General features: G+C 64.1%; 9 protein-coding genes. 5 read left to right on the top strand and 4 right to left on the bottom strand.

What is annotated here, in order from left to right:
* The first annotated feature begins 76 nt into the window (after positions 1–76).
* Genes mutS through C5F53_RS15795 form a run of 5 tightly spaced genes read left to right on the top strand, consistent with a single transcriptional unit; the run spans position 77 to position 7,871 of the window.
* Positions 77–2,674, top strand: a complete 2,598-nt coding sequence (gene mutS, locus C5F53_RS15815) for a DNA mismatch repair protein MutS (protein WP_105262364.1) — start codon at positions 77–79, stop codon at positions 2,672–2,674.
* A 46-nt stretch (positions 2,675–2,720) separates the two neighbouring features.
* Positions 2,721–3,548, top strand: coding sequence for a proteasome-type protease (locus C5F53_RS15810; RefSeq protein ID WP_105262363.1), 828 nt, complete (start codon positions 2,721–2,723; stop codon positions 3,546–3,548).
* A gap of 11 nt (positions 3,549–3,559) precedes the next feature.
* Entirely contained in the window at positions 3,560–4,363 is an 804-nt protein-coding gene (locus tag C5F53_RS15805; RefSeq protein ID WP_105262362.1) for an alpha/beta fold hydrolase, read from the top strand.
* Between the two features lie 6 nt (positions 4,364–4,369).
* Positions 4,370–6,160, top strand: coding sequence for a GAF domain-containing sensor histidine kinase (locus C5F53_RS15800; protein WP_105262361.1), 1,791 nt, complete (start codon positions 4,370–4,372; stop codon positions 6,158–6,160).
* Between the two features lie 4 nt (positions 6,161–6,164).
* Positions 6,165–7,871 (top strand): bifunctional diguanylate cyclase/phosphodiesterase, encoded by a 1,707-nt coding sequence (locus C5F53_RS15795; protein ID WP_105262360.1) that lies wholly within the window; start codon positions 6,165–6,167, stop codon positions 7,869–7,871.
* Positions 7,872–8,294: 423 nt separating this feature from the next.
* On the opposite strand, the gene C5F53_RS15790 is transcribed toward C5F53_RS15795, so the two are convergent.
* From C5F53_RS15790 to C5F53_RS15775, 4 genes are all read right to left on the bottom strand, one after another.
* Positions 8,295–9,131 carry an undecaprenyl-diphosphate phosphatase gene (locus C5F53_RS15790; protein WP_105262359.1) on the bottom strand — a complete coding sequence of 279 codons (837 nt, stop codon included), beginning with the start codon at positions 9,129–9,131 and terminating at the stop codon, positions 8,295–8,297.
* A 66-nt stretch (positions 9,132–9,197) separates the two neighbouring features.
* Positions 9,198–10,433, bottom strand: a complete 1,236-nt coding sequence (locus tag C5F53_RS15785) for an ABC transporter permease (RefSeq protein WP_105262358.1) — start codon at positions 10,431–10,433, stop codon at positions 9,198–9,200.
* Positions 10,430–11,134, bottom strand: a complete 705-nt coding sequence (locus C5F53_RS15780) for an ABC transporter ATP-binding protein (protein ID WP_370446740.1) — start codon at positions 11,132–11,134, stop codon at positions 10,430–10,432. The genes C5F53_RS15785 and C5F53_RS15780 overlap by 4 nt, the downstream gene beginning before the upstream one ends.
* A 12-nt stretch (positions 11,135–11,146) precedes the next feature.
* Positions 11,147–12,439 carry an efflux RND transporter periplasmic adaptor subunit gene (locus tag C5F53_RS15775; RefSeq protein ID WP_201740872.1) on the bottom strand — a complete coding sequence of 431 codons (1,293 nt, stop codon included), beginning with the start codon at positions 12,437–12,439 and terminating at the stop codon, positions 11,147–11,149.
* Between the last annotated feature and the right edge of the window lie 172 nt (positions 12,440–12,611).

Here is a 12,611-nt window from a genome sequence, read left to right as displayed (position 1 = left end):
CTCAAAGCGGTGCCCGCCACGCTGGGCAACCCCTAGTGGACCCGGCCGGACCAGTGAAGTTGATAGACTTCTTGGGATGAGCGAACCGGCCCCTCCCCACACCCCGATGATGATCCAGTACCTGGGCCTCAAAGCCCAGTACCCCGGCACCCTGCTGTTCTACCGCATGGGGGATTTTTACGAGATGTTTTATGCCGATGCCGAGAAGGCTGCGCGGCTGCTCGACATCACACTGACGCAGCGCGGCCAGTCCGCCGGCCAGCCCGTGGTGATGGCCGGTGTGCCCTTCCACGCGATGGAGGGCTACCTGGCCAAATTGATCCGCCATGGCGAGTCCGTGGCCATCTGCGAGCAGACCGGCGAAGTGGGGATCAACAAGGGCCCGGTGGAGCGCAAGGTGGTGCGCGTCGTCACCCCCGGCACGCTGACCGATGCGGAGCTGCTGAACGAAAAATCTGAATCCATCTTGATGGCCGTGCACCAGGGCCCGCGCAACCGCTGCGGCCTGGCTTGGTTGTCGGTCACCCAGGGTGTGGTGTTTTTGGCTGAATGTGCGCCCGATGAAGTGAACGGCTGGATCACCCGCGTGGCGCCCAGCGAGCTGACCTACAGCGCGGGCTGCACCACCAGTTTTGAAGACAAACTCAAGCGCCTGCGCTCCACCAGCCACGCGCTGTACCTGACGGCCCGGCCCGAGTGGCAGTTTGACAGCGCACTGGGCCAGCGCAAGCTGCTGGACGCGCTGCAAGCCGCCAGCCTCAGCAGTTGGAACGCGCAAGACCTGCCGCTGGCCCACGCCGCCAGCGCCGCGCTGCTGGGCTATGCCGAGCACACGCAAGGCCGAGCGCTGACCCACATCCACAGCGTGCAGGTGCAGCGCAACGACGCACTGATCGACCTGCCCACCACCACGCGCCGCAACCTGGAGCTGGTGCAGACCCTGCGCGGCGAAGACAGTCCCACCCTGTTCAGCCTGCTGGACACCTGCATGACCGGCATGGGCAGCCGCATGCTCAAGAGCTGGCTGCTGGAGCCGCAGCGCGACCGCACCGAGGCGCAACACCGCCTGCAGGCCATTGGGGTTTTACGCAATAACCTGTGGCAAACCCTGCGCGGCCAGCTCAAGGGTTGCGCAGATGTGGAACGCATCACCGCGCGCACCGCACTGCGCCAGGTGCGCCCGCGTGAACTCGTGGCCTTGGTAGTAACGCTACAAAAAACAGAGCTGCTCGCGCAACATCTACGCGGACTGGATGGCTATTTGGCCCATATTGCAGAACATTTGCTGCCGCCCGGCGACGCCACCGCCCTGCTGGCTCGCGCGATTGACCCCGAGCCCGCGGCGCTGGTGCGCGACGGTGGTGTGATCGCCGGTGGCTTTGACGCCGACCTGGACGAGCTGCGCGCCATCCAGACCAACTGCGATGCCTTTTTGCTGGACCTGGAAGTGCGCGAGAAGGCCCGCACCGGCATTGCCAACCTGCGCGTGCAGTTCAACAAGGTGCACGGCTTCTACATCGAGGTCACCACCGGCCAGGTGGACAAGGTGCCCGACGACTACCGCCGCCGCCAAACGCTCAAAAACGCCGAGCGTTTCATCACGCCCGAACTCAAGGCCTTTGAAGACAAAGCCCTGAGCGCGCAGGAACGCGCCCTGGCACGCGAGAAGTATTTGTTTGAGCAGGTACTGGACCAGTTGCAGGCCCACATTCCACAGCTGACCCGCGTAGCCCGTGCGCTGGCCGCGCTGGATGCGCTGTGTGCACTGACCGAGCGTGCGCTCACTTTGGACTGGAGCGCCCCGCAGTTTGTGGCCGAGCCTTGTATCGACATCGAAGCCGGCCGCCACCCGGTGGTGCAGGCGCGCCTGGCAGAACTCTCCAGTGGCAACTTCATTGCCAACGACTCCCGCCTCGGCGCCCGCCAGCGCATGCAGATCATCACCGGCCCCAACATGGGCGGTAAGTCCACCTACATGCGCCAGGTCGCCATCATCGTGCTGCTGGCCAGCATGGGGAGTTATGTGCCCGCCAAGGCCTGCCGCCTGGGGCCCATCGACGCCATCCACACCCGCATTGGCGCGGCAGATGATTTGGCCAACGCCCAGTCCACCTTCATGCTGGAGATGACCGAGGCCGCGCAGATTCTGCACAGCGCCACGCCACACAGCCTGGTGCTGATGGACGAGATTGGCCGCGGCACCAGCACCTTTGACGGTCTGGCCCTGGCCAGTGCCATTGCCACCCAGCTGCACGACAAGACGCAGGCCTTCACGCTGTTTGCTACGCATTACTTTGAGCTGACCGAGTTCCCGGCCACCCACCATGCCGCCATGAACGTGCACGTGAGCGCGGCCGAGGCAGGGCGTGACATCGTGTTCTTGCACGCCATCGAACCCGGCCCGGCCAGCCGCAGCTACGGCATCCAGGTGGCCCGTCTGGCCGGCATGCCCGCTGCGGTGGTGAACCAGGCCCGCCACACGCTGGAGGCGCTGGAGACCCAGGCCACGGCATCGCAGGCCCAGGTGGACCTGTTTGCGGCACCGCCTGCTATCGAAATGGAAGCTAGCAGCGCAGTAGAGACGGCGCTTTCAGGCATTAATCCTGATGCATTGAGCCCGCGGGAGGCCATGGAGGCGCTGTACCAGTTGAAGGCGCTGGCGGCCAAAGGCTAGCCCCACCCCCGATACACTCTAGCTTTACGCCTTCCAGAACGAAAAAATGACCTACTGCGTCGCCATCAAACTCAACGCCGGACTGGTGTTCCTCTCCGACTCGCGCACGAACGCAGGACTCGACCAGATCAGCACCTTCCGCAAGATGATCGTGTACGAGAAGCCCAACGACCGCTTCATGGTCTTGCTCTCGGCGGGCAACCTCAGCATTTCGCAGTCGGTGCGCGAGATTTTGCAGATCGAGCGGCTAAAGGACCACGAAGACGACGAAGGCATCACGATCTGGAATGCCAAGAGCATGTTCGACGCCGCGCGCGTGCTCGGCTCGGCCATCCGCAAGGTGCAGGAGCGTGATGGCGCCGCCCTTAAAAACGCGGGCGTGGACTTCAACGTGTCGCTGATTTTTGGTGGCCAGATCCAGGGCGAAGGCATGCGCCTGTTCCAGGTTTATTCGGCCGGCAACTTCATTGAAGCCACGCCCGAGACGCCCTACTTCCAGGTCGGCGAGTCCAAATACGGCAAACCGGTGCTGGACCGCGTGATCACCCCCCACACCCCGCTGGACGAGGCCGCCAAGTGCGCGCTGGTGTCCATGGACTCCACGCTCAAGTCCAACCTCTCGGTCGGCCTGCCGCTGGACATGGTGGTGTACGAGGCCAACAGCTTTGCCACCGACAAGGTGGTCTGCATTGACGAGAACAACCCCTACTTCGCCATGCTGCACAACAGCTGGGGCCAAAAACTGCGCGAGGTGTTTGACAGCATTGAAGACCCGATGTGGAACGGCGGCCAGACCTCGGTGCCCCTGCTGGTGCCCAGCACCCGTAGCTTGCCGCTGAAAAAGATCACCACCCCTGATGAAAAACTGATCTAAATCGGTTCTTGATGTCCACCATCGTTTTTTCCCACGCCAATAGCTTTCCCGCCAGCACCTACAAGGTGCTGTTCAAGAGCCTGCGGGCCCGCGGCTACGCCGTGAAGGCCATCGACAAATATGGCCACGACCCGCGCTTCCCGGTGACCGACAACTGGCCCCATGTGGTGCAGCAACTGGTGGACTACGCCACACGCGTGGTGGACAAGGTGGGCGAGCCCGTGTGGCTGGTGGGCCACTCGCTGGGCGGGTTCTTGAGCCTGATGGCGGCAGCCCGCCACCCCGAGCTGGCCAAGGGCGTGGTGCTGATCGACTCGCCCATCCTGGGCGGCTGGCGCTCCAAGGCCCTAGGCCTGGCCAAAACCACGCAGCTGGTGGGCTCCATCTCGCCCGGCGCGGTGAGCCGCCAGCGACGCCATAGCTGGCCCAGCGTGCAGGCCGCGTTTGAGCACTTCCGCCACAAAAAGGTCTTTGCCCAGTGGGATGCCCAGGTGCTGATGGACTATGTGGACGCCTTTGCCGAAGACGCCGATGGCAAACGCAGCCTGGCCTTTGACCGTGCAGTGGAAACCGCCTTCTACAACACCCTGCCCGACAACCTGGACCGCCTGCTGGCGCGCCACCCGGTGAAGTGCCCGGTGACCTTCATCGGTGGCGACCAGTCGGCCGAGATGAAACAGGTCGGCATGGCCATGACCGAGAAGGTGACCAAGGGCCGCATCATGATGCTGGACGGCAGCCACCTCTTCCCCATGGAAAAGCCGCTGGCCACCGCCGCGGCGATTGAAGCCGCCTTGCGCAATATGGTGCGCTGACGCCCGATGTCCAACAGCCCGCAAGCACCACTGGACCGACTGCAAGAGCAGGTTCAGGCCTTGCAGGCCAAAAACCGGCAGCTGCAAGCGGCCTTGGATGAACAGCAAACCCTGGCCAGCCAGTGGGTAGAGCGCCGCACGCGCGAGCTGCAGGCCGAGGCCTTGGAACAAAAGAAAGCAGAAGCACTGCAAAGCGTGTTCTACCGCATTGCAGAACGGGCCACCGCCGGGCTCACGCTTTACGACTTTCTGAAAACCGTGCACCAGCTGCTGGGCGAGCTGCTGTATGCCAAAAACTTCTATGTCTGCCTGAGCCATCCGTCCAAAAACACGGTGGACTACCCCTACTACGAGGACGAGAAAGACGGCGACACCATGCAGCGCTACGGCGTGCCACGCAAGCGCGGTATGACCGAGTTTGTGCTGCGCACCGCACAGCCGGAGCTGATTGACGCTGCGCGTTTTGTGCAGCTGCAGAGCAGCGGTGAAATCACCCAGGCCTCGGGTGACCTGACCTTCAGCAGTTGGCTGGGCGTGCCCATGCAAATGCAGGGGCGCGTACGCGGCGTGCTGGTGGTGCAGGGCTACGAGCCCCATGTGCACTACACCGAAAACGATGCCGATATTCTGGGCTTTGTGGCCAACCACGTGGGCGCTGCACTGGAGCGGCAGCAGGCCATGGAAGAAATACGCAACTCCGAAGCGCGCTATCGCTCGGTGATTGAGAACGTGGGCGTGGGTGTGGTGGTGGTGCAGGACGGACGCATGGTGTTTGCCAACCCCAGCATGGTGCGCATCGTCGGGCATTCGCTGGTGTACCTGCTGGCGCATCCCTTTACCGCCACCATCCACCCTGAGGACGTCCCCGTGGTGATGGAGCGCCACCAACGCCGCCTGCGTGGGGAAGCGGTGGAGGTGAACTACAACTTCCGCGTCATCACCGAAGCCGGGCAGGTGCGCACGCTGGAGCTCTCGGCCGTTCTGATCCAGTGGAGCCAGCGCGACGCAACGCTGCTGTTCGTCGTCGACGCCACGGCCAGAATGCAAGCCGAAGAAAACCAACAGATCGCCCTGCAGCAGCAAATTGCGCTCAACGACATGAAGGCGCGTTTCATCACCATGGCCTCGCACGAGTTCCGCACGCCGCTGGCCACCATCCACGGCTCGGTGGAGCTGCTGCAGCACTACGAAGACCGTATGCCCGCCGACAAGAAGCTGCACACCCTGCAGAAGATTGACGACGCGGTGGAGCGCATGACCCACATGCTGGAAAACGTGCTGGTAATTGGCCGTACCGACGCCGGCCGGCTCGAATTCAAACCACGCACACTCAGCGTCACCACCTTCTGCCACGGCCTGGTAGACGAACTGCGCAGTGCCATGGCACGCCAACTGGTGGGCGTGCGGCTACAGCTGGAGCTGCCACCGGCCGAGCAACTGTTCTGGCTGGACGACACCCTGATCCGCAACATCGTGGGCAACTTGCTGTCCAACGCCATCAAGTACTCGCCACAGGGCGGCGATGTGCACTTTGCCGTGCGCGACCAGGGTGATGCGCTGGTGTTTACCGTGTCCGACCAGGGCATTGGCATCCCCGAGGCCGACCAGGCCGCACTGTTTGTGAGCTTTCACCGCGCCAGCAATGTGGGGCCGATTGCCGGCACCGGCCTGGGCCTGTCGATTGTCAAAGAGGCCGTGACCTGCCACCTGGGCGACATCCGTGTCGACAGCACGGTGGGCCAGGGCAGCACCTTCACCGTCACCCTGCCCACCCACCCCTGCACCCCCGAGGACTGAGGCCATGCGCATCCTGATTGCCGAAGACGAGCCCTCGCTGCGCGAGAATCTGCAGTGGATGCTGGAGCTGGAGGGCTACGAGGTGATGGCCGCCTGTGATGGTGCTGACGCCTATGCCCAGGCGCAAGCCCTGCGGCCCGACCTGGTGCTGACCGATGTGATGATGCCCACGCTGGATGGCTATGGCCTGGTGCGTGCGCTGCGCGAAGACGCCCGCACCGCCACCGTGCCCATCATCATGCTGACGGCCAAGGCCGACCGCGCCGATGTACGCGCCGGCATGAACCTGGGCGCCGACGACTACCTGACCAAACCCTGCCGGCGCGACGAACTGCTGGAAGCCGTGCAGGCCCGCCTGCAGCGCAGCAGCAGCCTCGAACAAGCGGCCCAGCGCCTGCAAAACGAAACCCGCTACGCCATGCAGATCGACACGCTCACGGCCCTGCCGGGGCGCGACCTGTTTGAGCAGCAACTGGAATCGGCGTTGCAACATCACGCTGGCGTGGCCCTGCTGTGCCTGGGCCTGGACGGTTTTGCCAAGATCAACGAATCGCTGGGCACCGGCGTGGGCGACCTGGTGCTGCGTGAGGTGGGCAAACGCCTGAACCTCTACTCCGCCCAATGGGAACATCCCAGCGCCCACGACGTGGTGGGCCGCATCGGGGGCGACCAGTTTGCGGTGTGTATGGCCGGCCTGGCCCATGAGGACACCCTTGGCGAGCGTGCCGCCGAACTGCTGCGCCGCTTAGCGCAGCCCTACCAGGTGAGCGGCCACACGCTCTTCCTCACCGCCAGCGCGGGTGCCAGCCTCTACCCTGCGCAGGCCGACAGCGCGCACGCCCTGCTGCTCAACGCCGAATCGGCCCTGCACCACGCCAAGCCTGCGGGCCCGGGTACCTATGTGTATTTCGACGCCGCCATGAACCGCCAGGTGGCGCGCTCCCTGCAAATCCACAACGAGCTGCACCGCGCCATGGCCCAGGGCGACCTGCAGGTTTATTACCAACCGCAAGTCAACATCCAAAGTGGCGCTGTCGTCGGTTTTGAGGCGCTGCTGCGCTGGAACCATGCCACGCTGGGCTGGATTCCGCCGTCCGAGTTCATCCCGATTGCCGAGCAAAGCGGTGTCATCGTGCAACTGGGCCAATGGGTCATGCACACGGCCGCCGCCCAGGCTGCACAGTGGCTGGCCCAAGGCCACACCCACTTCCGTATGGCGGTGAATTTGTCGGTGCGCCAGTTTGCCGGCAAAGAGCTACCGGCGCTGGTGGCCCAGGTGCTGCAGAGCACCGGCTTGCCCGCCCACATGCTGGAGCTGGAAGTGACCGAAAGCATGGCGCTGCAAAGCGTGGCCTCCACGCTGGCCACGCTGCATGCCTGCAAAGCGCTGGGCGTGAAGCTGGCGATGGACGACTTCGGCACCGGCTACTCCAGCCTGGCCTACCTCAAGCAGTACCCGCTGGACGCCCTGAAGATAGACCAGGCCTTCACCCGCAACATCACGCAGGACGCGGGCGATGCGGCCATCACCAAGGCGATTGTGGCGATGGCGCACAGTTTTGGCATGACGGTGGTGGCCGAGGGGGTGGAAACGGCGGAGCAGCTGGAGTTTCTGCGCGGGCTGCACTGCGAAGAGTTTCAGGGCTATCTCTTTAGCAAGCCTGTGCCTGCGGAGGAAGCAGTGAAGTGTTTTGGGGGGTATCGGGGGTAGCTTTGGTTTTCGGGTAGTTTCTTTTTTTAACACCCACTCCCCCAGCCCCTCGCCCCGTCGGCGAGGGGAGCCTTTAACAGCCATATCTTTGGGCTGCGCGCCGGACGCGGACTACAAGGGTAACGTTGCCACTGTTGGCTCACTCCACGGCCAATGCCTACGGTTGTGGAACTTCGGAGATATCGACTCGGCACGGCTGGCGGCTGCTCCCGCCAGCGGCTCCGCCCCTGCCCATTGGCGCTCACCACAACCGCTGGCACGGGCCGTGGCGCCCCCACCCGTTGGCAACCGCTCTTGTGTAGCGCCGTAGCCGGAGTGCCACCAAAAAATATGGCTGTTAAAGGCTCCCCTCGCCGACGGGGCGAGGGGCTGGGGGAGTGGGTGTCTAAAAAAGCGGTGCAGGCGCAAAAGAAAAGCAACCCGTCAGGCCGCCCAGGTAACCACCCCAGTCCAGGCAGTAACCAACACCACAACCCCAAACACGATGCGGTAATACGCAAACCCCACAAAGCTGTGCGTAGAGATAAACCGCAGCAGCCAGCGCACACACAACCACGCGCTGATAAAAGAGAACACCAGCCCCACACCAAACAGCGGCACATCGGCCACCGACAGCAGCGCACGCTCCTTGTACAGGCTGTACACCCCCGCTCCAATCAAGGTGGGGATGGCGAGGAAGAATGAAAAGTCGGTGGCGGCTTTGCGCGACAGGCCCAGCAGCATGCCGCCGATGATGGTGGCGCCGCTGCGGCTGGTGCCGGGCACCATGGCCAGGCACTGCACCAGGCCCACCTTCAGCGCATCCAGCGGCGTCATGTCGTCCACCTCGGCCACACGCACGGTCTTGGGGTTGTTGGCCTGGCGGCGCTCGGCCCAGAGGATGATGAATCCGCCCACGATGAAGGTGGTGGCGACGATGGTGGGGGTAAACAGGTGCGCCTTGATGAACTTGCCAAACAGGAGGCCCAGCACCACCGCGGGCAGAAAACCAATGGCCACATTCAAGGCAAAGCGCTGCGCCTGTTTTTCGGTCGGCAGGGCCACCAGCGTGTCGCGGATCTTTTGCCAGTAGACCAGGATGACGGCAAAGATGGCACCGGTCTGGATGGCGATTTCAAACACCTGGCGTTTGTCGTGGTCCAGAAAGTCCAGCAGCGCGCCCGCCAGAATCAAATGGCCGGTGCTGGAAATGGGCAGAAACTCCGTCAACCCCTCGACCACGCCCATGATGGCCGCTTTGATCAGCAATGTAATGTCCAAAACACACTCCCTTTTTATAAGCGATTAATAGCCAGAAGGCGCATATTATCTGCGCGAGCAGCTCACTTATTCATAGCGCAACGCCTGAATAGGTAACAGTTTGGAGGCCCGCCGCGCTGGGTAGTAGCCAAAAAACACACCCACCACGCCCGAAAATCCCACCGCCAACAACACCGCCCCAGCACTCAGCGACACCTGCCACCCCGCAAAGTGGCCCACGCCCCAGGTGGCCAGCGCGCCCAGCACCACGCCCACAGCACCGCCCAGCACACTGAGCGTCACCGCTTCAATCAAGAACTGCGCCAGGATGTCGCGCCCGCGTGCGCCCACCGCCATGCGCAGGCCAATCTCGCGCGTGCGTTCGGTCACGCTGACCAGCATGATGTTCATGATGCCGATGCCGCCAATCACCAGGCTGATGCCGGCCACTGCGGCCAGCAACAGCGTCATCACATGGCTGGACTCTTCCTGCGCCTGCAAAATTTCTGTGAGGTTGCGCACCACAAAGGGATCCCCGCCGCTTTCCTGCACCTTGAAACGCTGGCGCAGCAGGTCCTTGATGTTCTCTTCCACCGCCTTCATGTCCTGGCCGTCACGCACCTTCACGCTGATGGCGCCCACACGTTTGAGGCGGCTGGTGGCGTCACCACCCCAGATGCGGTTGCGCAGCGTGCCCAGCGGAATCATCACCACATCGTCCTGGTCCTGGCCCATGGAGTTTTGGCCCTTGGGTGCGAGTACGCCGATCACGGTGATGGGGATGTTGCGCACGCGGATCACCTGGTCCACCGGGTCCTGCTCACCAAACAGCTCGCGCGCCACGGTGCTGCCAATCCAGGCCACCTTGGCCGAACCCGACAGCTCCGCCGCATCAAACACACGCCCGCTGGCCAGCGGCCAGTCGCGCGCCTCCAAGTAGTCGTTGTTCACGCCAATGATGCTACTGCCCCAGTTGGTATTGCCAAACACCAGCTGCCCGCTGGTGCGGGACGTGGGCGCGGCCACCTGCACCTCGGGAATCTCCAGCGCGATGGCGGTGGCGTCTTCTTCGGTCAGGCGCTGGCGGGTTTGTGCGCCCAGGCGCACACCGGCCTGCGACACCCCACCAGGCAGCACCAGCATGATGTTGGAGCCCAGGCCCTTCATTTGTTCCTGCACGCGGTTGGTAGCGCCCTGCCCCACGGCGACCATGGTGATGACCGCGGCCACGCCAATGATGATGCCCAGCATGGTGAGGATGCTGCGCAACGTATTAGCCGCCAGCGATCTGAGCGCGCTGCGCAGTGCGGCAAGTGTGTTCATCGCAACGTGTCCTCCACGATGTGTCCGTCCTTGAACACCAAGGTGCGCCGCGCCCAGGCCGCTATGTCGGCCTCGTGCGTGACCAGCACCACGGTCATGCCCTGGCGGTTCAGCTCGGTCAGCAGCTGCATGATGTCTTCGCTGGTCTGCGAGTCGAGTGCACCCGTGGGCTCGTCGGCCAGGATGAGTTGCGGGTGGTTGACGAGTGCGCGGGCAATCGCCACACGCTGCTGCTGCCCGCCCGACAGCTCGGCCGGCGTGTGGTGGGTGCGCTGGCCCAGGCCCACACGCTCCAGCGCTGCGCGTGCACGCTGGTGGCGTTGGGCGGCGGGCACGCCGGCGTACACCATCGGCAGCTCCACGTTTTCCAGTGCGCTGGTGCGCGGTAGCAGGTTGAACTGCTGGAACACAAACCCGATGCGCCGGTTGCGGATGCTGGCCAGTGCGTCGGGCGCCATGTCCTGCACCGGCTCACCGGCCAGCCGGTAGCTGCCGGCGCTGGGCTGGTCCAGACAGCCCAGAATGTTCATCAGCGTGGACTTGCCCGAACCCGAGGCGCCCATGATGGCCACCATTTCGCCCTCGGCAATGTCCAGCGACACACCCCGCAGCGCGTGCACCGTCTGGTCGCCCATGGTGTAGGCCTTGGTCAGGTCGCGCGCCTGGATCAACGCAGGCGCTAAGGATGCTGTTTGCGGCACAGTGCGTGCGCCTTAAAACGGTGGCCGCGGGCCGTTGCTGCGCGGCGCACTGGCGGCGCCCTGCGGCTTGGTGCCCACCAACACCTCCACCCCCTCGCGCAGCGCCGTGGCGGCCGGTGAGTCGGGTGGCAGGATCAGTTCGGTGTTGCTGCCGTCCGACACACCGGAACGCACGGCAAACGCCTGCGGCTTGCCATCGGCACCCAGCACATACACCCGGCCACGGCTGGCCCCGCGGGCTTCGGCGGGTGCCGCAGGTTCCACCCCTTCGATACGCAAGCGCAGCGCCGCGTTGGGCACTTTCAGCACGTTTTCGCGCTGCTCGGTCACCACGCGCACATTGGCCGTCATGCCCGGCAACAGCTTGCCCTGCACATTGGCAAAACGCACGATGGCCACATAGGTCACCACATTGGCCACATTGGTGGCGGCCTTGCGCACCTGGCGAATCTCGCCTTCAAAGGTTTGGCCCGGAAACGCGTCCACATTGAAACTGGCCTTTTGCCCCGGCTGCAGGCGGCCCACATCACTTTCGTCAATCGCGGCCTCCACCTGCATGTCCGACAGGTTTTGCGCAATCACAAACAACTCAGGCGACTGCAGGCTGCTGGCCACGGTCTGGCCGCGCTCGATGGTGCGTTTGATGACAATGCCGTTCACCGGCGAAGTGATGCGTGTACGCGCCAGGTCAATGCGGGCCTGGGCCAGCGCAGCCTCGCGCTGCGCCACATTGGCCTGCGCGGTTTTTACCTGCGCCTGGGCCACCCCCACCTGGGCTTGCACCGCCTTCATCGCCTCGGTGCTGGTGTTCACCAGCGCGCGCGCCTTGTCGGCCTCGCTCTGGGTGATGAACTGTTTTTCCACCAGGCTTTGTTTGCGCTCAAAGTCGCGCTGGGCCTCGTTCAGGTCCACCTGTGCGCGCGACACCTGGGTTTGCACCGCCACCACATTGGCCTGGGCCGTCAGCACGGCGGCGCGGGCGGCGTCCACATCGGCCTGGGCCGAGCGCACGCGGTATTCAAAGGTCTCGGGGTCAATCTGGGCAATCAGCTGGCCGGCCCTCACCTCGCTGTTGAAGTCCACCAGCACCTCGCGGATCTGCCCGCTCACCTGGGTGCCCACACTCACCTGCGCCACCGGGCTCACGGCGCCGCTTGCCGCCACCGTGGCTTGCAAGTTACCGCGGCTGATGGCCGCACTGCGGTATTCCACCTGGCTGCCCGCGCTGGCATACAAGCCCCACCACGCCGCACCACCCAGCGCCGCGACCAGCACCGCAGCGCCACCTATCAATGTTCTGTTCATCCCCCGATTCTAGAAAGCCACGGTGGCAGCACGATGGCAGCGGCACAAAGGCCCCGTTTTCCGGCATTTGGCGCTGCCCAAGCGTCATTTCGTCGCAAGCCGCTCGCATGGGCGGCGTCCGGCCGGCACAGTCCGCCCATCGCTTGTTGCGCGTGTTGAACTTCCAAGGAGT

Source organism: Rhodoferax sp. TS-BS-61-7, from assembly GCF_002943465.1.
Taxonomy (GTDB): domain Bacteria; phylum Pseudomonadota; class Gammaproteobacteria; order Burkholderiales; family Burkholderiaceae_C; genus Allorhodoferax.
This window is presented reverse-complemented; position numbering and strand designations above follow the sequence as displayed.